This is a genomic window from Nocardioides sp. TRM66260-LWL (genome assembly GCF_020075545.1).
In the GTDB taxonomy this organism is placed as follows: domain Bacteria; phylum Actinomycetota; class Actinomycetes; order Propionibacteriales; family Nocardioidaceae; genus Nocardioides.
In genome coordinates this window covers 146,062-170,383 of sequence record NZ_JAIQZK010000005.1, presented here as the reverse complement: position 1 = coordinate 170,383, position 24,322 = coordinate 146,062, and the positions used below count along the sequence as shown (strand labels likewise).

The following is a 24,322-nucleotide window of genomic DNA, read 5'->3' as shown; positions in this document are numbered from 1 at the left end:
GGCCCGGCCCGTCGAGGACGGGCCGGGCCGCGGTGCTGCGTCGGTCAGCGGCTGCCGGCGTGCTCGGCGTCGCCGCCGAGGGTGCGCAGCTCCTCGTCCAGCTCGCGGTCGGTCGAGGCGCCCGGCCGCTGCAGCGACTCGCCCTCGACGTCGACGTTCGGCAGCAGCCGGTCGAGCCAGCGCGGCAGCCACCAGGCCCGCTCGCCGAGCAGCTGCAGCAGCGCCGGGATGAGCACCATCCGGACGACGAAGGCGTCGAAGACGACGGCCACGGCCAGCGCGAAGCCCATCGACTTCACGATCGGGTCGCTCTGCAGCATGAAGGCGGAGAACACCGCGGTCATGATGGTCGCGGCGGCCGCGACGACCCGCGCGCTGTTGCGGAAGCCGTCGACGACGGCCTCGCGCGTGCTCATGCCGTGCACGTGCGCCTCGCGGATGCGGGTCACCAGGAACACCTGATAGTCCATCGCCAGGCCGAACACCACGCCGATCAGGAAGATCGGCATGAAGCTGACGATCGGCTGCCCCTCCATCAGGCCGAAGGCGCCCTCCTGGAAGACCGCGACCGTCGCACCGAGCGTGGCCAGCACCGAGAGCAGGAAGCCCAGGGTGGCGGTCAGCGGCACGAGCACCGAGCGGAAGACGACCATGAGCAGCACGAACGCCAGGCCGATGACCACGGCGAGGTAGATCGGCAGGGCGCCGGCGAGCCGGTCGGAGACGTCGGTGGTGATGGCGGTGAGGCCGGTGACGCCGATCGTCGTGCCGGTGCGCTGCTCGATGCCGGCCTGGCCGTCGCGCAGGTCGCGCAGCAGCTGCTCGGTGGCGGTGTCGTCGGGTCCGGAGGACGGCGTGATCAGCACCTGCTGGCCGGCGCCGTCCGGCGAGGGCAGGGTCAGCTGGGCGTTGGCGACGCCCTGCTGGCCGGCGGCCCACTCCACGACCTGCCCGAAGGCGGCCTGACGATCGGCCTCGGGGAGCGCGCGGGCGTCGACGACCACCAGCAGCGGGCCGTCGCGGCCCGGGCCGAACGCGTCGGTGATCAGGTCGGACGCCTTGCGCTGGGTGGTGTCGCTGGAGGCGGTGGAGTCGCTCGGGAAGGCCAGGTGCAGGCCCTTGGCCGGGATGGCCAGCGCGCCGAGCGCGACCACGACGAGCAGCACCGCGGCCACCGGCGCGCGGCCGACGAGCCGGGCCCAGCGAACGCCGTTGTTGAGCAGCCGGCCGTCCGCGTCGCGGGTGCCGCCGGTGCGGCGGACGCGGCCGGCGAACGCCTTCGACTTCAGGATGCCGAGGATCGCCGGCAGCAGGGTGAGCGCGACGAGCACGGCCACCAGGACGGTGCCGGCCGCGGCCAGGCCCATCGCGGTGAGGAACGGGATGCGGACGATCGACAGCGCGGCCAGCGCGATGAGCACGGTGAGGCCGGCGAAGACCACCGCGGAGCCGGCCGTGCCGACCGCGACGCCGATGGCGTCCTCGCGGTCGTCGGTGCGCTCGAGCTCCGCGCGGTAGCGGGCCAGGATGAAGAGCGTGTAGTCGATGCCGACGGCCAGGCCGATCATCGTCGCGAGGATCGGCGTGGTCGAGCCGATGTCGAAGAGCAGCGTCGAGGCGGTGATGCCCGAGACGCCGAGCCCGACGCCGACCAGCGCGATCAGGATCGGCAGGCCGGCGGCCACCAGCGAGCCGAAGGTCAGCAGCAGCACGACCAGGGCGACGCCGATGCCGATGAGCTCGGACGTGCCGTCGACCGCGGCCTGCACCTTCGAGCCGGTGCCGTTGGCCTCGGCGGTGAGCCCGTCGGTGCGGGCCGAGGCGAGCGCGGCGTCGAGGGCGTCGATGGTGTCGGCCTGCACGTCGGCCGGGGTGGCGACGTCCCAGGCGAAGGTGATCAGGCCGGTGCGGGCGTCCTGCGAGAGCGGGGAGGTGGCCTCCAGGTTCCGCTCGACCGTGGCCTGCGGCGTGCCCGCCTGCCGCGCGCCCTTCAGCGCCTGCTGGCGCTGCCCGTCCGCGGCCTGGACCGGGCCCACGATGGCCTGGCGGCCCTCGCGGCTCAGCTGGGGCAGCGCCTTGAGCCGGCCGACCAGGTCGGTGACGGCCTGCTCGGGGCCGGCGTCGCGCAGCGTCTGGCCCTCGGGGGCGCGGACGACGACGGTGACGCCGGCCTGGTCGAAGGCGTCGACCGCGTCGGGGTAGAGCTCGGACTGCAGGTCGGCCGCCTTCTCCGAGGGGATGCCCGGGATGGTGAACGCGTCGGTCATCGGCTTGCCGAAGCCGGCGGCGACGACGCCGACGGCGATGATCGCGACCAGCCAGGAGGCGAGCGCGAGCGGCCAGCGCCGGTAGGCGCCGCGGCCGAGGCGGTAGAGGAAGGTGGCCATGGTGGTGGTCTCTCTCGTGGGACGGGATGGGTGCTGCCGGGTGGTGCGGGGTGGTGCGTGACGTCAGGGGCCGAGCAGCTCGCGGCCGGTGGCGAGCGCGTCGAGGAAGCGCTGCGAGAGCGGGGCCTCGTGCGGGTCCTGGGAGAACTGCTGCAGGGCGACGTCGAAGAACGCGACGCACAGGCGCACGAGGAGCGCGGCGCGGTGCTCGCCGAACTCCTTCCCCTCGCGGGCCAGGATGTGGCCGCTCATCTGGGTGAGCACCTCCTGGAACCGCTCGTGCGCGACGAGCATCAGGCGCGGCGTGGCGGTGGCGACCTGCATGCGCAGGTCGACGAGGTCGGGCGTGAAGTCCTCGTCGTCCAGCAGGTGCAGCGCGAGCTCGCCGACGTCGTCGAGGAGCACGCCGTGCGGCCCGCCGCCGACGAAGGTGGCGAGCGCGGCGTCCGGGATCTCGGGCACCGAGCCGATGACGGCGTCGACCTTGCCGGGCACGTAGTTGAACAGCGTGCGCCGCGAGACCTCCGCAGCGTCGGCGAGCTCGTCCATCGTCCAGCCGTCGAGGCCGCGGTCGCGGGTGAGCTCGAGGGCGCGCAGCTGGATGCGACGCAGGGTCGCCGCCTTCTTCGCCTCGCGCCCCGTGATCGGGCCGGTCATTGCACTGATGGACATGGAGTGCAGTATTGCACTGTCGTTCAAGGAGTGCAGAATCGTGACGACGGTCACCCGCGTCGTCCCGCAGGGCCCTCCGTGCGGGTGGTGCGCGGACGCGCGTCGGACTTGCCGGTAACCGAGCCCGGGCCGGACGCTGGCGGGATGAACCGCGCGACCGCCTCGAGCTACTCGATCACCATGCGCCTGCACACGGCGCCCGACCACGGCGTCGTCGGGGCGGTGGCCACGACGATCGCGCAGGCCGGCGGCATCGTCACCGCCATCGACGTCGCGGAGTCGAGCAACGCCCGGCTGGTCGTCGACGTCACCTGCTCGGCCGGCGACGCCGACCACGCCCACGAGCTCGAGGTGGCCGTCGACGCGCTCGACGGCGTCGAGGTCTACAAGGTCAGCGACCGCACCTTCCTGCTGCACATCGGCGGCAAGATCGAGGTGGGCTCGAAGGTGCCGCTGAAGAACCGCGACGACCTCTCGATGGCCTACACCCCGGGCGTCGGCCGGGTCAGCCGGGCGCTGGCCGAGCACCCCGAGGACGTCCCGCGGCTGACGATCAAGGGCAACTCCGTCGCCGTCGTCACCGACGGCTCGGCCGTGCTGGGCCTGGGCAACATCGGCCCCGGCGCCGCGCTGCCGGTCATGGAGGGCAAGGCCGCGCTGTTCAAGCGGTTCGCCGACATCGACGCCTGGCCGATCTGCCTGGACTCCCAGGACGCCGACGAGATCGTCCGGGCCGTCGAGCTGATCGCGCCCGGGTTCGGCGGCATCAACCTGGAGGACATCGCCGCGCCGCGCTGCTTCGAGATCGAGCGGCGGCTGCGCGAGAGCCTCGACATCCCGGTCTTCCACGACGACCAGCACGGCACGGCGATCGTCGTCCTGGCGGCGCTGACCAACGCGCTGCGGGTCGTGCGCAAGCGGCTGGCCGACGTGCGGGTCGTCGTCTCCGGCGGCGGCGCGGCCGGCACCGCCATCGTCACCCTGCTGCTCGCGGCGGGCGCCGTCGACGTGGTGGTGGTCGACCGGGCCGGCGCGCTCTCGGCCGACGACGACACGTTGCCCCCGGCGCACCGCGAGCTCGCCGCGGCCACCAACCCGCGTCGGGTCACCGGCTCGCTGCACGACGTGCTGGTGGGCGCCGACGTGTTCATCGGCGTCAGCGCGCCGGGGATCCTCGAGCCCGCGTGGATCGGCGAGATGGCCGACGACGCCGTCGTCTTCGCCCTGGCCAACCCCGATCCGGAGGTCGATCCCGCCGAGGCCGCCCGGTACGCCGCCGTGGTGGCCAGCGGCCGCTCGGACTACCCGAACCAGATCAACAACGTGCTGGCCTTCCCCGGCGTCTTCCGCGGTCTGCTCGACGCGCGGGCCAGCGACGTCACCGTCGAGATGCTGCTGCGGGCGGCCGAGGCGATCGCGCTGGTGGTCGGCGACGACGAGCTCAACCCGAGCTTCATCATCCCGTCGGTCTTCCACCCCGACGTGCCCGGCGCCGTCGCCGCCGCCATCCGGGACGCCGCCGGCGGCTGAGATCGCAGGCTGCGACAGGTCCCGTCAGCCTGCGCGCTCGGACGCGTAGACCGCGGCGCCGACGACGCCGGCGCGGTTGCGCAGCCGGGCGGGCACGATCGTGGTGCCGATGTCGATCAGCGGCAGGAACTCGTCGGAGCGCTTGCTGATGCCGCCGCCGACCACGATCAGCTCGGGGGAGAACAGCCGCTCGAGCGTGCCGTAGTAGACCGTGAGCCGCTCGGCCCACTCCTCCATCGAGAGGTCCTTGCGCTCGCGGGCGCTGTTGGCCGCCCAGGTCTCCGCGTGGTGACCCTCGACCTCGAGGTGGCCGAGCTCGGTGTTCGGCACGAGCACCCCGTCGAGCAGCAGCGCCGAGCCGATGCCGGTGCCGAGGGTCGTGACGATCACCAGGCCGCCGCGCCCGCGGGCGGCGCCGTAGCGGGCCTCGGCCAGGCCGGCGGCGTCGGCGTCGTTGACGGCGTGCACCCGGCGTCCGGTGAGGTTGGAGAAGAGCGCGTCGGCGTCGGTGCCGAGCCACGACTCGTCGATGTTCGCGGCCGAGCGGACGACGCCGTGCGAGACGACGCCCGGCACGGTGATGCCGATCGGCGCGCCCGGGGCGGCGTCGTCGCCCTCGAACTCGCCGAGCAGCTCGACGACGACGTCGCCGATCGCCTCCGGGGTGGCGGGCTGCGGGGTGGGGATGCGGACGCGCTCGGCGGCGAAGTCGCCCGCCTCGAGGTCGACCGGCGCGCCCTTGATGCCGGTGCCGCCGATGTCGATGCCGAACGCGCGGCTGGTCTGGCTGTCGCTCACCGCGCCACCCTCACCGACCCGCGGGTCGCCGTCCACACCCGGGTGACTTTACAAATCAAGGGGGGTTGTCAACGCGTTTGACATTCCCTATGGTTCTGTCAACCCGGCCGGTGACGGCCGTCACCCCAGGAGGAATCCCCATGACCGCGACTCCGAGCGCCGGCATCCCGAACTCGACGGTGCCCGCCGGCTCCACCGAGCGGTGGAAGGACAAGAAGCGCTACCTCTGGCTGATCGGCCTCGTCGTGCCGTCGCTGGCGTTCGCCGCCATCGGCCTCTGGGCGGCCACCGGCTGGACGGCCCTGCTGTGGCTCGGCCCGATCATCGTGCTGGGCGTCGTGCCGGCGATCGACCTCGTCGCCGGCCTCGACCGCTCCAACCCGCCGGACGACGTCATCGAGCAGCTCGAGAACGACAGGTACTACCGCTGGATCACGTATCTGTTCCTGCCGATCCAGTACGCGGGCTTCGTCACCGCGATGTGGCTGATCGCCACCGACGGCGGCGGCCTCGGCGACCTGACGCTGCTCGGCAAGATCGGCCTGGCGGCCTCCATCGGCACCATCGGCGGCATCGGCATCAACACCGCGCACGAGCTCGGCCACAAGCGCGAGGAGAACGAGCGCTGGCTGGCCAAGATCGCCCTCGCGCAGGTCGCCTACGGCCACTTCTACATCGAGCACAACCGCGGCCACCACGTGCGGGTCGCGACGCCGGAGGACCCCGCCTCGAGCCGGATGGGCGAGAACTTCTACCAGTTCTGGCCGCGCACCGTCCTCGGCTCCCTCAAGAGCGCGTGGCACCTGGAGCAGAAGCGGTACGCCCGCAAGCACACCCACCCCTTCCACCTGGGCAACGACGTGCTCAACGCCTGGCTGATGACCGCCGTGCTCTGGGGGGCGCTGATGGTGTGGCTCGGCGTCGGCATCGCCCCGTTCCTGGTGCTGCAGGCCGTCATCGGCTTCTCGCTGCTCGAGGTCGTCAACTTCATGGAGCACTACGGGATGCTGCGGCAGAAGGTCGGCAGCGGCGAGCGCCAGCGCTACGAGCGCGTCGACCCCTCGCACTCGTGGAACTCCAACAACATCGCCACCAACGTGCTGCTCTACCACCTGCAGCGCCACAGCGACCACCACGCCAACCCGACCCGGCGCTACCAGACCCTGCGCGACTTCGAGGAGAGCCCGGTGCTGCCGACCGGCTACGCCGGCATGATCGTGCTCGCGCTCGTCCCGCCGCTGTTCCGCCGCGTCATGGACCGACGGGTGCTCGACCACTTCGACGGCGACATCAGCCGCGCGAACCTCATGCCCCGCAAGCGGGAGCGGCTGATCGCCAAGTACGCCCCGCACCTGGCGGCGCTCGAGGCCGAGCGGGCCGCCGCGGTCGGTCCGGTGCGCGAGGACGTCACCCCCGGCGCGGTGGCCGACGAGGTGCTCGCCGCCCGCTGCCCGGGCTGCGGCTACACCTACGAGGTCGAGGTCGGCAACGAGCTCGAGGGCTTCGCGGCCGGCACCGCCTGGTCGGAGATCCCCGACGACTGGTGCTGCCCCGACTGCGGCGTTCGCGAGAAGGTCGACTTCGTCCCGCTGAACAACGTGGAGGTCTCCTGATGGGCATGCGCATCGTCGCCGACTACGACACCTGCGAGGGCCTCGGCATGTGCGAGGCGATGGCCAGCGACTACTTCGAGCTGGACGACGACGAGCAGATGCACATCCTCAACGAGCACCCCGACGAGGCCGACCGGGCCCACGTCAACGCCGCCGTGCAGGCGTGCCCGGTGCTCGCGCTGCGGCTCGAGGGCTGAGCCCCTGCCCGCACGCACGCGTCCCGGCCTGACGGGCGCTCGCCTCCCCTCGGTCCTTAGACTCAGGGGGTGAGCACCCGTCAGGCCTCGACGCGCGAGCGCATCGTCGACGCCGGCGTCGCGCTCACCACCGAGGTCGGCTGGTCGGGCGTCACCATGGCGCGGCTGGCCGAGGTGGTCGGCGTCAGCCGGCAGACCGTCTACAACGAGGTCGGCACCAAGGCCGGGCTGGCCGAGGCGATGATCCTCGCCGAGCTCGAGCGGTTCATGGGCGTCGTCGACGCCGCCTTCGACCGGCACTCCGGCGACCTCGTGGCGGCGATCCGAGCCTCCGCGCACGACGTGCTCGTGCACGCCTCCGACAACCCCCTGCTGCACGCGGTGGTCTCGGCCACCCACGGCGCCGACACCGAGCTCCTGCCGCTGCTGACCACGCACGCGCAGTCGCTGCTCGAGACCGCCAAGCAGGTCATCGCGGCCCGGGTCGCGCCCTACCAGCTCTCCCTCGCCCCCGCGCAGGTCGAGGCGATGATCGACATGGTGGTGCGGGTCGTGCTCTCGCACGTCATGGCGCCGAGCGCCGCGCCGGACGACACCGCCGAGTCCGTCTCGTTCGTCGCCGCGAAGGTCCTCGACCTGGACTGAGCGCGCCGTCCGATGGGCGCGATGCCCGGAGGCCGCCTACCCTGGTGACCTCGACCACAGTCGCGGACCAGGGGAGGAACCGCCGTGCCGCATCTCGGGCGCACTCGGCGTGCCGGACGATCCGTCGCGCTGCTGACCGCGACCCTGCTGGCGGTGCCGGCGCTCGGGGGCTGCGGCGGACGCGCGTCCGACGCGCCGGCGGCCGACCCCTCGGCCGTGGCCGCGAGCCCGTCCGGGTCGGCGTCTCCCGCCGCGGGCCCGGCGTCCCCGGGGGCCTCGGCGCCGGCGTCCCCCGGCGCCGCCCACGCAGTGGCCGATCCCGGCCCGCTGCGGCTGCCGCTGCGCACGGCCGACGTGCTGCTCGTCGACGACCGTCCGCTCACGCCCCGGCTGCTCGAGCGGATCCGCGGGCTGAAGGGCGTCCAGAGCGTCACGTCGCTCTCGATCGCGAAGGTCAGCATCGAGAACCGCGCGCTGACCCTGGCCGCGGTCGACGCCGCGTCGTACCGCCGGCTGACGCCGCAGGCCTCGGCGCAGGCGCAGTCGGTGTGGCGGCGCGTGGCCGGCGGCGAGATCGCCGCCCTGCCGGGGCTGCGGAAGACCCTGCCGATCGACCGCGAGGGCTACCTGCGGCTCGGCAACGACGACTCCGACGCGCGGCTGCACGTCGGCGCGTACGCGCCCCAGGTGCCGTCGATCGACCTGGTCGTCAACGAGTCCTGGGGCCGTGACCTGCGGATGCCCGCCGGCAACGCGGTGGTGGTCTCGACTGGCATCGCCTCGCCGACGAAGGTGCGCGGCCAGATCCGCCGGCTCGCGCCCGCCGGGGCGTCCGTCCAGGGTCTCGACGCGGTGGCGCGCTACGGCCTCGACCCCGGCGCCACCCAGACCGCGTTCGTCGTCGGCTCGGTGGCCGACGCGGTCGGCAGCTTCACCTACAGCGTGCTCGGCGGCGGGCGCATCGCCCCCGCGCCCGCGTGGGTGGCCTCGCACATCGGCACCGAGACGATGCCGATCATCGGCCGGATGACCTGCAACACGAAGATCTTCCCGCAGTTGCGCGCGGCGCTCCTGGAGATCCAGCAGGTCGGCCTCGCCTCGAAGATCTTCCCCGGCCAGTACGCCGGCTGCTACTACCCGCGGTTCATCGCCGGAACCACGACGCTCTCCAACCACTCCTTCGGCCTGGCCTTCGACGTCAACGTGCCGGGCAACCAGCGCGGCACCGTCGGCCAGATCGACCGCGGCGTCGTCGCGATCTTCAAGAAGTGGGGCTTCGCCTGGGGAGGCGACTGGAACTACACCGACCCCATGCACTTCGAGCTCGCGCGGCTGGTCGCGCCCCGCTGAGCCGGCCCGTTCAGGCCAGGCGACGTGCGACCTCGCCGGCGACCATCGCCATCGTCGTGCGGGCGCGCGTGGGGTCCTCGGTCAGGAAGTAGTGGTCGACGCCCGGCGTCACGTCGTGCACGACCTCGACGCCGGCCTCGGCGAGGCGGCGCGCGTAGGCGTCGCCGTCGCGCCGCAGGGTGTCGCGCTCGGCGGTCAGGACGACGGCCGGCGGCAGGCCGGCGAGGTCGGGGGCGAGCACCGGCGAGGCGTAGGGGTGCGCGCGGGTGGCCGGGTCGGGGAAGTAGACGCGGCGCACGAGCGCGCGCAGCGACGGCGAGATCATGCCGGGGGCGGCCGGCACGTCGGTGGCGAGGTCGAGCGCCGGGACGCCCAGCACCTGCAGCCGGGGGGTGAACGAGCCCGCGTCCCGCGCCTGCAGGCACACCGACGCCGCCAGCCCGCCGCCGGAGGAGAATCCGCCGACCGACACGGCGGCACGCCGTCGCGCCACCACGCTGGCGACGTCGTGGCACTCGTGCTGGGCCACCGGGTACGCGACGTACGGGCCGGTGCGGAAGTCGACGTTCCACACCTCGACGCCGGCCGTCGCGGCCAGGTAGCGGCACCACCAGTCGTCCATCCGCGGGTAGCGCATCAGCCACGCGCCGCCGTGGAAGTGCACGTGCGCCCGCTCGCCCGCCCCGGGGCTGCCGGCGGGCGGGGAGTAGACGTCGACCGGCACCGCGCCGTACCGGGTCGGCACCCGCTCGCGGCGCGGACGCGGGAGGTCCTGCCCGGCGAACCGCAGCTCCGCGCCGTAGCGCACGGTGAACCGGGCGAGGGCGTGCATGGTCATGGCCTGGAGGCGGTCGGAGGGGCGCACGCGTCGGGTTCGGCGCCGCGGGCCTCCCCGGATGCCCCGCCCGCCGCGCCCCGCCCCGGCGGCTACGGTGGCCACCATGCGCGCAGTGCAGGTCGTCACGACCACCGGACCCCGCGACGTCGTCGTCCAGGACGTCCCCGAGCCGACGCCCGGGCCGGGGGAGGTGCTCGTGGAGGTGCACAGCGTCGGCATCTCCTTCCCCGACCTGCTGCTGAGCAAGGGCGAGTACCAGCTGCGGCCCGAGCCGCCGTTCACCCTCGGCGTCGACTTCGCCGGCGTCGTCGTCGGCGGCGACCTCGAGCACCCGAGCACCGAGCGGCTCTCCGTCGGCACCCGGGTGGCCGGCGTCGGCGCCTACGGCGGCGCGGGCGAGCTGGTCGCCAGCCCCGGCATCTTCACCTTCCCGCTGCCCGACTCGATCACCTTCGACGAGGGCGCGGCGCTGCCGATGAACTACCTCACCGCCCAGTTCGCGCTGGCCGAGCGCGGCTCGCTGCGCGAGGGCGAGACGGTGCTCGTGCACGGCGCCGCCGGCGGCGTCGGCACCGCCACCGTGCAGGTCGCGAAGGGCTACGGCGCCCGGACGATCGCGGTGGTCTCCACCGACGAGAAGGCGCAGGTCGCGCGGGACGCCGGGGCCGACGAGGTCGTCCGCGTCGAGGGGTTCCGCGAGGCCGTCAAGGAGCTCACCGGGGGCCGCGGCGTCGACGTCGTCATGGACGTCGTGGGCGGCGAGGTCTTCCTCGACTCCCTGCGCTCGCTGGCCCCGCAGGGCCGCCTGCTGGTCGTCGGGTTCGCCGCCGGCCAGGGCATCCCCGAGGTCAAGGTCAACCGACTGCTGCTGAACAACACCGACGTGCGCGGCGTCGGCTGGGGCGAGTACGCGATGCGCCGCCCCGGCTACATGCACGCCCAGTGGGCCGAGCTCGAGCCGATGATGGCCAGCGGCGTCGTCAAGCCGCCCGTCGGCCGCACCTACCCGCTGGAGGAGTTCGGGCAGGCCCTCGTCGACCTCGACGAGCGGCGCGCGCTCGGCAAGTCCGTCGTCCACGTCCGATCCTGAGAGGCCCGCCATGAGCCACGAGCACGACCACGCCGGTCACGACCACGACCACCACGACCACGACCACGCGCCCGACCCCGAGCTCCTGCGCCAGGTGGCGCACGTGGTGCTCGACGGCGTCAGCGCCGACCTCGACGACGCCGGCACCGACCCCGTCGAGCTCGCCTTCGGTCGGCTGGTCGAGCTCGAGGCCATCGAGATCCACCTCGACGAGGAGAACGAGGAGCTCGAGCTCGACGTCTCGCCCCTGATGGGCGGGGTGCTGGTCGTCGTCGGCGAGCTCGTCGAGCTGCTCGCCGAGCAGGAGGGCACCTCGGTCGAGGAGGTGCTCCAGACGGTGCGCGGACGCCTCGACGCCCGCCTCGCTGGACCGCAGGACTAGCCTCGGCGCCGTGAGCATCCTCGACGACGCCCGTCCGGGCATGGACCTCGACACCCGACCCCAGGACGACCTCTTCGGCCACGTCAACGGCCGGTGGCTGGAGGAGACGGAGATCCCCTCCGACCGCTCCAGCTGGGGTCCGTTCGTGCAGCTGGCCGACCGCGCGGAGGAGCAGGTGCGCGCGATCATCGAGGACCTCGCCGGGCGGGTCGCCGCCGGCGAGAGCGGCCTCTCGCCCGATGCGCGCAAGATCGGCGACCTGTTCGCCTCCTTCATGGACGTCGACGCCATCGCCGCCCGCGGCCTCGAGCCGGTGCGTCCGCTGCTCGACGCGGTCGAGGCGCTGCGCGACGTCCGCGACCTCGCGGCGTTCCTCGGCGAGTTCGAGCGCATCGGCGGCCACGGCCTCTTCGGCTCCTACGTCGACTCCGACTCCAAGGACTCCGACCGCTACCTCTTCCACCTCACCCAGGGCGGTCTCGGCCTGCCCGACGAGTCGTACTACCGCGACGAGAAGTTCGCCGAGGTGCGCACCGCCTACGTCGAGTACCTCACCGGGCTGTTCCGCGCGGCCGGACGCCGGGACGCCGAGGCCGATGCCGCCACCGTGCTGGCCGTCGACACCCGCCTGGCCCAGGGTCACTGGGAGCGCGCGGAGACCCGCGACGTCCAGAAGACCTACAACCTCTTCACCCTCGAGGGCCTGCGCGAGCTCGCGCCGGCCTTCGACTGGGACGCCTACGGCCGCAACCTCGCCGGCACCAAGGTCGAGCTCGACGTGCTGCTCGGCGAGGTCTGCGTGCGGCAGCCGTCCTACCTCTCCCACCTCTCCGGCGTGCTCGAGGAGCTGCCGATCGAGCAGTGGCGCACCTGGCTGGCCAGCCACGTGCTGCGCGCCTGGGCGCCGTACCTCACCGACGACCTCGTCGAGCTGAACTTCGGCTTCTACGGCCGCACCCTCAACGGCACCCCCGAGCTGCGGGCCCGGTGGAAGCGGGGCGTCTCGCTCGTCGAGGGCGCGCTCGGCGAGGCGGTCGGCGCGGAGTACGTCGCCCGGCACTTCCCGCCGAGCTCGAAGGCGATGATGGACGAGCTGGTCGCCAACCTGCTCGCGGCCTACCGCGTCTCGATCTCCGAGCTCGACTGGATGACCGAGGAGACCAAGCAGCGGGCCTACGAGAAGCTCGACACCTTCCGGCCGAAGATCGGCTACCCCGACCGCTTCCGCGACTACTCCGCGCTGCGGGTCACCGCCGACGACCTGGTCGGCAACGTCGTCGCCGCGTCGGTCTTCGAGACCGACCGGCAGCTGGCCAAGCTCGGCGGGCCGGTCGACCGCGACGAGTGGTTCATGCTCCCGCAGACCGTCAACGCCTACTACAACCCGGGCACCAACGAGATCTGCTTCCCGGCCGGCATCCTGCAGGCGCCGTTCTTCAGCCCCGACGCGCTGCCGGCGGAGAACTACGGCGGCATCGGGGCCGTGATCGGCCACGAGATCGGCCACGGCTTCGACGACCAGGGCGCGCAGTACGACGGCGCGGGCAACCTGAACAACTGGTGGAGCGAGGCCGACGAGGCGGCGTTCCGCGTCAAGTCGCAGGCGCTGGTGGCCCAGTACGACGGCTTCGAGCCGCGTCAGCTGCCGGGCGAGAAGGTCAACGGCTCGCTCACCGTCGGCGAGAACATCGGCGACCTCGGCGGCCTCACCATCGCCCACCGCGCGTTCGTCATCTCCCAGGGCGGCGAGGCGAGCCGTGACGACCGCGAGCGCCTCTTCCTGAACTGGGCGTTCGTGTGGCGCACCAAGCGTCGTGACGAGCAGGCGCGGCAGTTCCTCACCGTCGACCCGCACAGCCCGGCGGAGTTCCGCGCGAACATCGTGCGCAACCTCGACGAGTTCCACGAGGTCTTCGACACCCGACCCGGCGACGGCCTCTGGCTCGACCCCGAGGAGCGGGTGCGGATCTGGTGACCGCCCTCGGGACGTTCGATCCCGCCCACCTCCAGCGCTCCCACCGGGTGCGCTGCGAATGGGGCCCGTCCGGCGCGCACGCGCTCGTCGGCGACCTCGGCCCCGGCGACCTCGCGATCGTGGTCGACGTGCTGTCGTTCTCGACGACCGTCACGGTGGCCGTCGAGCTCGGCATGCAGGTGTGGCCGTGCCGCTGGCGCGACGAGCGCGCCGAGCGGCTGGCCCGCGACGTCGACGCGGTGCTCGCCGTCGGACGCCTGGAGTCGCGCGCGCCGGGCGCTCCGCCGCGGGCGACGGTGAGCCTGTCGCCGGCCGAGATGGCCGGAGTCGAGGACGTCCCGCGGGCCGTGCTGCCCTCGCCCAACGGCTCGACGATCTCCGCCGAGCTCGCCGACTCCGGCCTGGAGGTCGTCGCCGGCTGCCTGCGCAACGCCGGCGCCGTCGCCCTGCGCGCCTGGGAGGTGCTCGACGCCGGCGGCAGCATCGTCGTGGTCGCCTGCGGCGAGCGGTGGCCTGACGGCACGCTGCGGCCCGCGGCCGAGGACTGGTGGGGCGCCGGCGCCGTCCTGGCCGCCCTGCCCGGCGAGCTGCTCAGCCCCGAGGCCGCGCTCGCCGCCTCGACCTTCACCGCCGTCGACGACCTGGGGCCCGCCGTGCTCGGCTGCGCCAGCGGCCACGAGCTCGCCGCCCGCGGCTACCTCGACGACGTCGGCGTCGCCGCCACCCTCGACGTCACCGCCGTCGTCCCCACGCTGCGGGACGGGCGGTTCGTGGGCTGAGGCGTCAGTCGTCCTGACCGGCCTCGCGCAGCCGGCGGGCCAGCGTGGTGGCGACCTGCCGCGCCACGGTGGGGAACGTGCTCATCACGGTCTCGAACGACTGCGGGTCCATCACCAGCACGTCGGCCTCGGAGGTGGTGACGACCGTGGCCGAGCGGGCGCCGGCCCGGTCGAGGAGGGCCATCTCGCCGATCAGGTCGCCGGCGCCGAGGGTGGCGATGGCCCGGCCGCCGGAGAGCACGTCGGCGGAGCCGGAGAGCAGCACGAAGGCCTGCGAGCCGAGACCGCCCTGCTCGGTGAGCACGGTGCCGGCCGCGACCGTGGTCTCGTCGAGCAGTCCCGCGAGCCGCTTGAGCTCCTTCGGGGTGCACGACGCGAACAGGTCGAGCCGCTGGAGACGTGCGGGATCGGCCATCGGGGGCTCCTGGCTGCTGGAGGGTGCGGGTGGGGCCGAACCTACCGCGTCGCGCGCCCGGCGTCCGGGCTGCTGGGGACGGCCGGTCCAGACCTGTCGGCGTCACCTGCTAGACACGCGGTCATGCCCCCCGCCGTCCCCTCACCCGCCACCGACGCCGCCCCCACCCGTGCGGAGGCCGAGGCGCACCTGCGCGCGCTCGTCGGGCGCGACGACGCGGTGCTCCGCGACGACCAGTGGACGGCGATCCAGGCGCTGGCGGCCCAGCACCGGCGGGCGCTGGTCGTCCAGCGCACCGGCTGGGGCAAGTCGGCGGTCTACTTCGTCGCCACGCTCCTGCTGCGGACGCGGGGCGCCGGCCCGACGGTCATCGTCTCGCCGCTGCTGGCGCTGATGCGCAACCAGATCGCCGCGGCCGAGCGGGCGGGCATCCGGGCGGCGACGATCAACTCCACCAACATCGAGGAGTGGAGCGGCGTCGAGCAGGCGGTGCGCGCCGGCGAGCTCGACGTCCTGCTGGTCAGCCCCGAGCGGCTCAACAACCCCGGCTTCCGCGACGAGGTGCTCCCGCGGCTGGCGGCCACCTGCGGCCTGCTCGTCGTCGACGAGGCACACTGCATCTCCGACTGGGGCCACGACTTCCGGCCCGACTACCGCCGCATCCGCACGCTGCTGGGCGACCTGCCCGACGGCATCCCGGTGCTGGCCACCACCGCCACCGCCAACGCACGGGTCACCGCCGACGTCGCCGAGCAGCTCGGCACCGACGTCCTGGTGCTGCGCGGCAGCCTCGACCGCGACTCGCTGCGGCTGGCCGTCGTCCGGCTGACGACCGCCGAGCAGCGGCTGGCGTGGCTGGCCGACCACCTCGCCGAGCAGCCGGGCTCGGGCATCGTCTACTGCCTGACGGTCGCCGCCACCGCGGAGGTCGCCGACTACCTCCGCTCGCGGGGCCACGCGGTGGCGGCCTACTCGGGCCAGACCGAGCCCACCGAGCGGCAGGCGCTCGAGGCCGACCTCGCCGCGGGCCGGGTCAAGGCGCTGGTCGCGACCTCCGCGCTCGGGATGGGCTACGACGCGCCGCTCGGGTTCGTGGTCAACCTCGGGGCGCCGTCGTCGCCGGTGTCGTACTACCAGCAGGTCGGCCGCGCGGGCCGTGCGCTCCCGCCGGGGCAGACGGCCAGCGTCGTGCTGCTGCCGAGCACGGAGGACCGCGACATCTGGGCGTACTTCGCCTCCCTGGCCTTCCCGCGCGAGGAGGTCGTGCGGCAGACCCTCGACGTGCTCGCCGCTGAGGGCGCCCCGCTCAGCACCGCGGCGCTGGAGACCCGCGTCGACCTCTCCCGCTCGCGCCTGGAGCAGATGCTCAAGGTGCTCGACGTCGACGGCGCGGTGCGCCGGGTGAAGGGCGGGTGGGAGTCCACCGGACGGCCGTGGACCTACGACGCCGAGCGGTACGCCCGCGTCCGCGAGGCCCGCGAGCGCGAGCAGGCCGCGATGCTCGCCTACCTCGCCACCGATCGCTGCCGCATGCGGTTCCTGCGCGAGCAGCTCGACGACCCCGAGGCCGTCGACTGCGGCCGCTGCGACGTCTGCGGCGGGTTCGCCCCCGCCACCTCGGTCTCCGACGACGCGCTGGTCGAGGCCCGCGAGCGGCTGGCGCGCCCCGGGGTGCCGATCGAGCCGCGCAAGATGTGGCCCACCGGCCTGTCCGCCCTCGGCATCGGCCTGAAGGGCCGGCTCAGCAGCGGCGCCGACGAGGGCCGCGCGATCGCCCGGCTCACCGACCTCGGCTACGGCCCGGCGCTGCGCGCGCTGTTCGCCGGCGACCCCGGCGATCCGGGCGAACCGGGCGATCCCGACGCGCGCGGCCCGGAGTCCGTGCCCGTGCCGCTCGTCCGGGCGCTGCTGGCGGTGCTGGACGACTGGCGTCCGCCGGTCGACGCCATCGTGGCCGTCGAGTCGGCCTCGCGACCCGCGCTCGTGGCCGACCTCGCCGACGGCCTCTCCCGCTACCTGCGCGTGCCCGTGGTGGGTCGCTTCGCGATCGTCGACTCCTCGGTGCGGCCCGGCCAGGGCGCCACCAACTCGGCGCAGCGGGTGGCGGCGGTGTCGCGGCGCTTCGCGCTGCAGGCCGACGTGCCCTCGGGCGCTTCGGTGCTGCTGGTCGACGACCGCGTCGGCACCGGCTGGACCCTCACCCTCGCCGCCCGCGCGCTCCTCGACGCCGGCGCCGGCCGGGTGCTGCCCGTGGCGCTCGCGCTCGACGCCTGAGCCTCGCGCCGGCGGTCGAGCCTGTCGGCGGTCGAGCCCGCGTCGGTGGTCGAGCCTGTCGAGACCCCCGCACCCGCCCGCGACGGCGTCGGCGGTCGAGCCTGTCGAGACCCCCGCACCCGCCCGCGACGGCGAGCCCGTCGTCCGGACGACTACCGCGCCTGCAGCAGCCGTCGCGCGCCCTGCGGCCACCACTGCCCGGACGGCGGGCCGCCGTGGCAGGTGTCGTCCGAGGACTGCCCGTCGGACTCGCCGGGGTTCTTCACCCACAGCCGTCCGTCGAAGGAGCCGCGCAGCACGAGCCGCGGCGGCTCCCCGAGGCGCGCCCACGTCGGGTTGCAGACGTCGCCGTCGACGGGCCGGGCGGCGCCGTTGCGGCCGGTGTCGATCACGTAGCGGCGCCCCGACACGCCCTGCCGCGCCAGCGCCGCCACCAGCGCCCGGGCGTATCGCTGCTCGTCGGCGGTGGGCCGGAAGTTGCCGACGTCGGTGCTGAAGCCCCGCGCCGAGCCGATGCCGGCCCGCTTCAGCAGCGGCGCCATCTGCGCCGGGGTGCGCCAGCCGGAGTGGCCGGCGTCGAGGTACGCCCACGCCCCGGCCCTCGTCAGGTGCGAGAGCGCGTAGCGCAGCAGCGAGAGCCGCTCGTCGACGTCGAAGCGGCAGCGCTCGTTGCCGATGAACGGCACGGCGTCGGGCTCGACGACCACCAGCGGGTGGCTGCCGCGCAGCCCGGCGGCGGCGCGCGAGACCCAGCGGCGGTAGCTGGCGGCGTCCGGCAGGCCGCCGGAGGAGTAGAGGCCGCAGTCGCGTCCGGGGATCGCGTAGATCACCAGCAGCGGCGTCTTCCCGGCGTCCTCCGCGCGCTGGACGTAGCGGCGCACCGCGCCGCGGACGTCGTCGACGCCGTAGTAGTCGGTGATCCACAGCGGCTGGGCGCTGCGGCCGATCCGGGCGTAGCGGGAGTCCTGCGCGGCCGCCTTCGAGCCGGGCATGTACGGGTCGACGAAGAGCCCGCGCGAGGCGCGCGGGTCGCCGGCGCCGACGCTCGGCGCGGCGGCGGGTCCGACCAGCCCGGCGAGCAGGAGCAGGCCCAGGACCGGGACGAGCAGGGCCAGGACGGCCGGGACGAGGGGAGGGCGGCGGGGCACCCGTCGAGGCTAGGTCAGCGTGGGCCCACGCACCGGGGTTCCGGCGCGCGGGCCCACGGACCTGCGTCACATCGCGGTCGAGCCGGTCAGCGGCTCGCGCGGCGCTCGTACTCCGCGCGGGCGGCGGCGTCGACGTCGAGCAGGATCTGGTCGCCCTTGGTGACCCGGCCCAGCCAGTCGCGGGCCGAGCGCGGCAGCAGGTTCACCGCGGTGCCGACGCCCTGCGCGTAGCCGGGCACCCAGCTCTCGAGCCGCGGCTTGCGGGCGACCGCGAGGATGGTGTCGGCCACCTGCTCCGGCGTGCACGGCTTCATGCCCGGCGCGTTGCCGACGCCGGCGGAGAGCTCGGTGGCGACGACGGTCGGCAGCACCACCGAGGCGTGCACGCCGTAGGGCGCCAGCTCGGCGTACATGGCCTCGGTGAAGCCCACGACCGCGAACTTGCTGGCCGAGTAGACCGCCGCGCCCGCGTACCCCATGCGGCCGACGGCCGAGGCGACGTTGATGACGTGGCCGCGTCGGCGCGCGATCATGTCCGGCACGACCAGCTTGGTGCCGGTGATGACCCCGCGCACGTTGACGTCGAGGGTCTTGTCGATCGACTCGTCGGCGTGCTGCTCGAGCAGCGAGAGCGGCATGATGCCGGCGTTGTTGACCAGCACGTCGATCGGCCCGAGGGTGCGGGCGAAGTCGAGGAAGGCCGCGTAGGACGCGCGGTCCGCCACGTCGACGACGTGGCCCTCGGCCACGCCGGCGCGTCCGCGGGAGACCTGCAGGGCGGCCTTGGCGGCGACGTCGTCGTCGAGGTCGCCGATGACGACGCGCGCCCCGGCGTCGACGAAGCGGGCGGCGGTGGCCAGGCCGATGCCGCGTCCGGCACCGGTGATGACGACGAGCTGGCCGGTGAGGTCGGTGGTCATGAGGTCCTCCGGAGAAGGTCGAGGGGGAGCCCGTCCGAGGGGAAGGGCAGGGAGTGGTTGTTCATCGGCGCGACGTAGTCGGGGTCGACCGACCAGGTCCAGCCGCGGAGCAGGTGGTGGGTGATGGCCTTGATCTCGGCACCGGCGAAGAAGAGGCCGAGGCACTTGTGCACGCCGCCGCCGAAGGGCTCCCAGGCGTAGCGGTGCGACTTGTCCTCGCGCCGCTCGGGGCCGAACCGGTCGGGGTCGAAGGCAAGCGGGTCGCTCCACAGCTCGGGCATGAGGTGGCTGAACTGGGGGGCGAGGGAGCAGAAGGTGTCGGCGGGGATCTCCACGCCGCACACCACGACCGGCTTGATCGTCTTGCGCACGATCACCGGCACGGGGGCGCGCAGCCGCAGCGCCTCGCGCATGACGCGGTCCATGGTGTCCCAGGCGTCGAGATCGGCGAGCGTGGGCCGCTCGGGCATCGCGTCGGCCTCGGCCCGCAGCCGCTCCTGCCACGCGGGGTGCTTGCCGAGCAGCTCGAGGATGGTGGTGACGGTGAGCGTCGAGGTGTCGTGCGCGGCCATCATCAGGAAGATCATGTGGTTGACGACGTCGTCGTCGCTGAACCGCTCGCCGTCCTCGGTGCGCAGGTGGCACAGGCGGCTGAGCATGTCGCTCGACTCCACCGCGCGCCGCGCCGGCAGGTAGGAGCGCAGGAACTCCTCGAGCACCGCGCGGCTCCTCGTCGCGCGCCCCCAGCGCGTGAACGGCCACGGCCGCTGGACGATGCCCGAGGCGGCCTGCACGCAGTCGATGAACGCCTTGTTGATCTGCGCCATCTCCGCGGGCGGGGTGTGCTCGGCGCCGCCCATGAAGATCTCGGCGGCGATGCCGAGCGTCAGGGTCTTGAGCTCGGGGTAGGCGCGGAAGTCGGGCAGCGGACGCCAGCGGCGCAGGCCCTCCTCGATGGCGGGGTGCATGCGCTCGACGTACCCCTCGAGCCGGGGCCGGACGAACGCCTCCTGCATGATCCGCCGGTGCAGGTGGTGCTCCTCGAAGTCGAGGAACATCAGGCCGCGCTGGAAGAACGGGCCGACGATCTCCCCCCAGCCGGGGCCGCTGACGAAGGCCTTCTCGCGGTTGGTGAGCGCGGCCTCGCAGGCGTCGGGCCCGAGCAGGAAGACCCACTGCTTGGTGAGCATCGGGAACGGCGAGACCGGCCCGTAGGCCTCCCACTGGCGCGTGAACAGCGCCATCGGGTCCTTCGCGTACTCCAGCGCGCGCCCGAGCAGGGGCAGGCCGCGGTCGCCGGGCCGGATCGCCGGGAGCGGACGCACCGCGGAGGGCTCCGGACGGCGGGCTGTGGTCTGGGTCACGTGCCCACTGTCAATCAGGAAGGACGCCCTGTCAATATGTGGGGCGAGGCTGATCGCAGGAGCGGGACGTCGCTCGTCGGGACTCGGATGGGAGGATGCGCCGCATGGCGGTGAAGGCCGGGCGCTATCGCGGCATGACGGCGGACGAGCGCGTCGCGGCGCGTCGCGCGCAGCTGCTCGACGCCGCCCTCGAGGTGTGGGGACGCGACGCCGGCGCCGAGGGCCCGCGGGTCACGATGACCGCGATCTGCACCGAGGCGGGGCTCTCGGAGCGGTACTTCTACGAGTCGTTCACCGGGCTCGACGCCCTGCTCGCCGCGGTGCTCGAGGGCATCGCGCAGGAGATCGAGGACGACGGCGTCGCGGCCATCGCGGCCGCGCAGGGCGGTCCGGCCGAGCGGGTGCGCGCCGGTCTCGCGGCGTTCGTCGGCGTCATCACCGACGATCCGCGCAAGGGCCGCGTCCTGACCATCGAGGCGCCCGGGTGGCCGTCCCTGCGGCCCACGCAGCGAGCGCTCATGCGCACCTTCGTCGACCTGGTCTCGCGGGAGGGTCGGGCGCTCTACGGCGCCGAGGCGCTCGAGGAGCGCGACGCCCACCTGCAGGCGCTGATGTTCATCGGCGGGATCCAGGAGCTCGTCACGTCCTGGCTCGGCGGCGAGGTCGACGCCGATGTCGAGGAGATCGTCGACTCGGCCACCTTCATGTTCACCCGCACCGGTCACCGCTGAGTCGCGAGACGTTCCACGGAACGTGTAACTCGCAGTTACACCGGCGAGTACGCTCGCCTGTATGAGCGAGACCACCGAGACGCCGACCAACTTCGGCCTGTCCCAGGACCACCGCGACCTCCAGGCGTGGGTGCACCAGTTCGCGGCCGACGTCGTGCGTCCGGCCGCCGCCGAGTGGGACGAGAAGGAGGAGTTCCCCTGGCCCGTGCTGGAGGAGGCCGCCAAGATCGGCCTCTACTCCGTCGACTTCATGGCGACCCAGGCCTTCGACCCCACGGGCCTCGGCATCCCGGTGTTCCTCGAGGAGCTGTTCTGGGGCGACGCCGGCATCGGCCTGGCCATCACCGGCACCTCGCTCGCCGCCGCCGGCCTCTCGGGCAACGGCACCGAGGAGCAGGTCATGGAGTGGCTGCCGCAGATGTTCGGCGAGCCCGGCGACCTCAAGGTCGCGGCGTTCTGCTCCTCCGAGCCCGACGCCGGCTCCGACGTGGGCGCCATGCGCACCCGCGCGATCTACGACGAGAAGACCGACGAGTGGGTCATCAACGGCACCAAGACGTGGGCCACGAACGGCGGCATCGCCAACGTCCACGTCGTCACCGCCGTCGTCGACCCCGACCTGCGCACCCGCGGCCAGGCGTCGTTCATCATCCCGCCGGGCACGAAGGGCCTCTCCCAGGGCCAGAAGTTCCACAAGCACGGCATCCGCGCCTCGCACACCGCCGAGGTCGTCCTCGACAACGTCCGCATCCCCGGCCGCTGCCTGCTCGGCGGCAAGGAGAAGCTGGACGCCCGGCTCGCCCGCGCCCGCGAGGGCGCCAGCACCGGCGGCGCGAACGCCTCGATGGCCACCTTCGAGCGCACCCGTCCCGCCGTGGGCGCCCAGGCCGTCGGCATCGCCCGCGCCGCCTACGAGACCGCGCTCGACTACGCCAAGACCCGCGAGCAGTTCGGCAAGGCGATCGTCGAGAACCAGGCCGTCGCGTTCGCCCTGGCCGACATGAAGACCTCGATCGACGCCGCCCGCCTGCTCGTCCACCGCGCCGCGTGGATGGCCTCGCAGGGTCTGCCGTTCGAGGCCGCCGAGGGCTCGATGTCGAAGCTGTTCGCCGGCGAGACCGCCGTCAAGGTCACCACCCAGGCCATGCAGATCCTGGGCGGCAACGGCTTCACCCGCGAGTACCCGGTGGAGCGCTGGTCGCGCGACGCGAAGATCTACACGATCTTCGAGGGCACCAGCGAGATCCAGCGCCTCGTCATCGCCCGCTCGATCTCGGGCGCGTCGATCCGCTGACGCACCCCGGCGGTGGTCGAGCGCCCCGCCCTGCAGCACCCGAGGCCCCGTCCGGCTGTGCCGGACGGGGCCTCGTCGCGTCGCGTCTCCCGCGGGAGGGTGCCCGCGGGCGCGGACCGGGTCTAGGTTCCGGCCCATGGACGTCGAGGCGACCGCGCGGCGGGTGGCGCGCAGCGACGGCCTCGACGTCGGGGTGCGGCTCGGCCTGGTCGCCTACGGCCTGGTGCACCTGCTGATCGCCTGGCTCGGGCTCCAGCTCGCGCTGGGCGACCGGCAGGGCTCGGCTGACTCGGCCGGCGCGATGCAGCAGCTCGCGGAGCAGCCGTTCGGAGGCGTGCTGCTGGGGGCGGTCGCGCTCGGCATGGGCGCGCTGGTGGTGTGGCGTCTGCTCGAGGCGGCCGTGGGCCACCGGCAGGACGACGGCGCGGCCCGCTGGTGGAGGCGTGCGACGTCGCTGGGCAAGGCGATCGTCTACGTCGCCGTCGGCTCGAGCGCGGTCAGGGCGACGACGGGTCCGGCCTCGGGCGACGACGGTCGCTCCGCCACGGCTCGGCTGATGGACCTGCCGGCCGGCGCGGTGCTCGTCGGGCTGGTCGGACTCGGCATCGTCGCCTACGGCCTACGGCACGCCCAGCGCGGGCTGGGCGAGGACCACGCCGACCACCTGACCGCCGAGGGTCGCAGCGGCGACGCGGGGTCGCTCTACCTGGCGCTCGGCACGGTCGGCTACGTCGCCAAGGGCGTCGCGATCGCCGCGGTCGGCGGGCTGTTCGTCTACGCCGCGGTCAGCCACGATCCGGAGCGCTCCGGCGGCCTCGACCAGGCCCTGCGCACGGTCCTCCGGCAGCCGTTCGGTCCGGTGCTGCTCGGGGCGATCGCGCTCGGCTTCGCCGCGTACGGCCTGTTCTGCTTCGCGCGGGCACGGCACCTGTCCCGGTGACGCCGTCGGGCGCGGTCGGCCGCCCGCCTAGGCTGAGCCGGTCCGTCCGATCCCGATGCCCGAGGTGACCGTTGCCCGCCACCCGCTCCGCCCGTCAGAGGAAGGCCGCCGCCGAGGCGGGAGCGCTGGCGACGGTGACCATCGACCTCGCCCCGGACGACTCGTTCGCCTATACGATCGCGTGCACGCGGTGCGAGGTGCCGCGTCCCGGCAGCGGGACGCGGTCGTGGAGCACGCGGCGGCGCGGTGAGGACAACGGCTACCTCGCGGCGATGGACCGCTGGATCCTCCACCTCGCCGCGAAGCACCCGGACGCCTCGGCGCCGTGCCTGGCCTACCTGCCGGAGGCCCAGGCGCGGCTGCAGGAGCGACGCGAGCAGCGTTCGGGCCGCCCGGCGTCGTCGGACGAGGGCTGAGCGAGTCGACAGCCGAGCCGCTCAGCGCTCGGCGTCGACCTCGAGTCGCACCTCGATCTCGTCGCCCGCGCCGCGTCCGGTGCGCTTGCGGGTCTCGGCGTTGAACGACACCAGGTACCGCCCGCCCATGACGCCGATGGTGGTGCGGTACTCGTAGTCGCCGTCGATGGTCACGACGACCGGCACGCGCTTGCCGCGATCGAACGACAGCACGACGTCCTCCGGGACGATGATGCCGACGTTGTTGCCGCCGGTGGCCTCGAGGACGGTGCGGAAGGTGGGCATGGCGGGGCTCCTGTCCTGGCTCCTGTCGTGGCCGCGGGGCCGCAGCCGTCGGGGATCACCCCACCACGACCTGGGAGCGGGGTCGAGCAGTCGTCCGTGACGCGTACGGCACCTCCCTGGACGCCCTGAGGTGCCGGACGCGTCACGGAGCGTCGGGTTGCCCCGGGGCCCCGGGGCACCCCCCGGGGCCCCCCCCCCCACCCCCCCCCCCCCCCCCGCGCGCCCCGCCCCCCCCCCCGCGGGGGGGGGCCACCGTCACGGAGCGTCGGTTTCCCGGGT

General features: G+C 73.8%; 23 protein-coding genes. 14 read left to right on the top strand and 9 right to left on the bottom strand.

Annotated features, from left to right (window positions below; translation table 11 throughout):
• Nucleotides 1-44 precede the first annotated feature (44 nt).
• Together K8Z61_RS13430 and K8Z61_RS13425 are read right to left on the bottom strand one after the other, a co-directional pair.
• Nucleotides 45-2,387 carry an MMPL family transporter gene (locus K8Z61_RS13430; RefSeq protein WP_224130352.1) on the bottom strand — a complete coding sequence of 781 codons (2,343 nt, stop codon included), beginning with the start codon at nt 2,385-2,387 and terminating at the stop codon, nt 45-47.
• Nucleotides 2,388-2,450: 63 nt separating this feature from the next.
• Nucleotides 2,451-3,059: a TetR/AcrR family transcriptional regulator gene (locus K8Z61_RS13425; RefSeq protein ID WP_224130351.1), complete on the bottom strand. Its 609-nt coding sequence runs from the start codon at nt 3,057-3,059 to the stop codon at nt 2,451-2,453.
• Nucleotides 3,060-3,203: 144 nt separating this feature from the next.
• Here K8Z61_RS13425 and K8Z61_RS13420 point away from each other — a divergent pair, with 144 nt between their 5' ends.
• Nucleotides 3,204-4,589, top strand: a complete 1,386-nt coding sequence (locus K8Z61_RS13420; protein WP_224130350.1) for an NAD-dependent malic enzyme — start codon at nt 3,204-3,206, stop codon at nt 4,587-4,589.
• A gap of 24 nt (nt 4,590-4,613) precedes the next feature.
• Here the strand turns inward: K8Z61_RS13420 and ppgK are convergent, their stop codons facing one another.
• Complete coding sequence (ppgK, locus tag K8Z61_RS13415; protein WP_224130348.1) at nt 4,614-5,387, bottom strand: polyphosphate--glucose phosphotransferase; 774 nt, start codon at nt 5,385-5,387, stop codon at nt 4,614-4,616.
• 140 nt (nt 5,388-5,527) lie between these two features.
• Between ppgK and K8Z61_RS19360 the strand changes: the two genes are divergently transcribed.
• The 4 genes from K8Z61_RS19360 (at nt 5,528) to K8Z61_RS13390 (ending at nt 9,192) form a co-directional block, all read left to right on the top strand.
• On the top strand, nt 5,528-7,000 hold the full coding sequence (locus K8Z61_RS19360; protein WP_308116780.1) for a fatty acid desaturase: 1,473 nt from the start codon (nt 5,528-5,530) through the stop codon (nt 6,998-7,000).
• Entirely contained in the window at nt 7,000-7,197 is a 198-nt protein-coding gene (locus K8Z61_RS13400; protein WP_224130346.1) for a ferredoxin, read from the top strand. Before K8Z61_RS19360 ends, K8Z61_RS13400 begins: the two co-directional genes overlap by 1 nt.
• A 69-nt stretch (nt 7,198-7,266) precedes the next feature.
• The gene (locus K8Z61_RS13395; protein ID WP_224130344.1) at nt 7,267-7,842 is read left to right on the top strand and encodes a TetR/AcrR family transcriptional regulator; all 576 of its coding nucleotides are present in this window, start codon (nt 7,267-7,269) and stop codon (nt 7,840-7,842) included.
• 84 nt (nt 7,843-7,926) lie between these two features.
• On the top strand, nt 7,927-9,192 hold the full coding sequence (locus tag K8Z61_RS13390; RefSeq protein WP_224130342.1) for a M15 family metallopeptidase: 1,266 nt from the start codon (nt 7,927-7,929) through the stop codon (nt 9,190-9,192).
• A 10-nt stretch (nt 9,193-9,202) separates the two neighbouring features.
• Here the strand turns inward: K8Z61_RS13390 and K8Z61_RS13385 are convergent, their stop codons facing one another.
• Nucleotides 9,203-10,030: an alpha/beta hydrolase fold domain-containing protein gene (locus K8Z61_RS13385; protein ID WP_224130340.1), complete on the bottom strand. Its 828-nt coding sequence runs from the start codon at nt 10,028-10,030 to the stop codon at nt 9,203-9,205.
• A gap of 103 nt (nt 10,031-10,133) precedes the next feature.
• Here K8Z61_RS13385 and K8Z61_RS13380 point away from each other — a divergent pair, with 103 nt between their 5' ends.
• Genes K8Z61_RS13380 through K8Z61_RS13365 form a run of 4 tightly spaced genes read left to right on the top strand, consistent with a single transcriptional unit; the run spans nt 10,134 to nt 14,256 of the window.
• Complete coding sequence (locus K8Z61_RS13380) at nt 10,134-11,120, top strand: NADPH:quinone oxidoreductase family protein (RefSeq protein ID WP_224130338.1); 987 nt, start codon at nt 10,134-10,136, stop codon at nt 11,118-11,120.
• Between the two features lie 10 nt (nt 11,121-11,130).
• Complete coding sequence (locus tag K8Z61_RS13375; RefSeq protein WP_224130336.1) at nt 11,131-11,502, top strand: hypothetical protein; 372 nt, start codon at nt 11,131-11,133, stop codon at nt 11,500-11,502.
• Between the two features lie 10 nt (nt 11,503-11,512).
• A complete protein-coding gene (locus tag K8Z61_RS13370; protein ID WP_308116779.1) occupies nt 11,513-13,477 on the top strand; it encodes a M13-type metalloendopeptidase in 1,965 nt (654 codons plus the stop codon).
• Nucleotides 13,474-14,256 carry a 2-phosphosulfolactate phosphatase gene (locus tag K8Z61_RS13365; protein WP_224130334.1) on the top strand — a complete coding sequence of 261 codons (783 nt, stop codon included), beginning with the start codon at nt 13,474-13,476 and terminating at the stop codon, nt 14,254-14,256. Before K8Z61_RS13370 ends, K8Z61_RS13365 begins: the two co-directional genes overlap by 4 nt.
• 4 nt (nt 14,257-14,260) lie before the next feature.
• Here K8Z61_RS13365 and K8Z61_RS13360 read toward each other — a convergent pair whose 3' ends face one another.
• Nucleotides 14,261-14,671, bottom strand: coding sequence for a Crp/Fnr family transcriptional regulator (locus tag K8Z61_RS13360; protein WP_224130331.1), 411 nt, complete (start codon nt 14,669-14,671; stop codon nt 14,261-14,263).
• A gap of 123 nt (nt 14,672-14,794) precedes the next feature.
• Here K8Z61_RS13360 and K8Z61_RS13355 point away from each other — a divergent pair, with 123 nt between their 5' ends.
• Nucleotides 14,795-16,945 (top strand): DEAD/DEAH box helicase, encoded by a 2,151-nt coding sequence (locus K8Z61_RS13355; RefSeq protein ID WP_224130329.1) that lies wholly within the window; start codon nt 14,795-14,797, stop codon nt 16,943-16,945.
• 152 nt (nt 16,946-17,097) lie between these two features.
• On the opposite strand, the gene K8Z61_RS13350 is transcribed toward K8Z61_RS13355, so the two are convergent.
• From K8Z61_RS13350 to K8Z61_RS13340, 3 genes are all read right to left on the bottom strand, one after another.
• The gene (locus tag K8Z61_RS13350) at nt 17,098-18,093 is read right to left on the bottom strand and encodes a glycoside hydrolase family 6 protein (RefSeq protein ID WP_224130327.1); all 996 of its coding nucleotides are present in this window, start codon (nt 18,091-18,093) and stop codon (nt 17,098-17,100) included.
• An 86-nt stretch (nt 18,094-18,179) separates the two neighbouring features.
• Nucleotides 18,180-19,013 (bottom strand): SDR family oxidoreductase, encoded by an 834-nt coding sequence (locus K8Z61_RS13345; RefSeq protein WP_224130325.1) that lies wholly within the window; start codon nt 19,011-19,013, stop codon nt 18,180-18,182.
• Nucleotides 19,010-20,377: a cytochrome P450 gene (locus K8Z61_RS13340; RefSeq protein WP_224130323.1), complete on the bottom strand. Its 1,368-nt coding sequence runs from the start codon at nt 20,375-20,377 to the stop codon at nt 19,010-19,012. The genes K8Z61_RS13345 and K8Z61_RS13340 overlap by 4 nt, the downstream gene beginning before the upstream one ends.
• 104 nt (nt 20,378-20,481) lie before the next feature.
• Between K8Z61_RS13340 and K8Z61_RS13335 the strand changes: the two genes are divergently transcribed.
• The 4 genes from K8Z61_RS13335 to K8Z61_RS13320 all read left to right on the top strand — a co-directional run bounded on the left by K8Z61_RS13335 (nt 20,482) and on the right by K8Z61_RS13320 (nt 23,758).
• A complete protein-coding gene (locus K8Z61_RS13335; RefSeq protein ID WP_224130321.1) occupies nt 20,482-21,108 on the top strand; it encodes a TetR/AcrR family transcriptional regulator in 627 nt (208 codons plus the stop codon).
• Between the two features lie 61 nt (nt 21,109-21,169).
• Complete coding sequence (locus K8Z61_RS13330; protein ID WP_224130319.1) at nt 21,170-22,402, top strand: acyl-CoA dehydrogenase family protein; 1,233 nt, start codon at nt 21,170-21,172, stop codon at nt 22,400-22,402.
• A gap of 136 nt (nt 22,403-22,538) precedes the next feature.
• On the top strand, nt 22,539-23,342 hold the full coding sequence (locus tag K8Z61_RS13325) for a DUF1206 domain-containing protein (protein ID WP_224130318.1): 804 nt from the start codon (nt 22,539-22,541) through the stop codon (nt 23,340-23,342).
• 71 nt (nt 23,343-23,413) lie between these two features.
• Nucleotides 23,414-23,758, top strand: a complete 345-nt coding sequence (locus K8Z61_RS13320) for a hypothetical protein (RefSeq protein WP_224130316.1) — start codon at nt 23,414-23,416, stop codon at nt 23,756-23,758.
• A 21-nt stretch (nt 23,759-23,779) separates the two neighbouring features.
• Here K8Z61_RS13320 and K8Z61_RS13315 read toward each other — a convergent pair whose 3' ends face one another.
• Nucleotides 23,780-24,043 (bottom strand): DUF1905 domain-containing protein, encoded by a 264-nt coding sequence (locus K8Z61_RS13315; RefSeq protein WP_224130314.1) that lies wholly within the window; start codon nt 24,041-24,043, stop codon nt 23,780-23,782.
• Nucleotides 24,044-24,322: the final 279 nt, after the last annotated feature.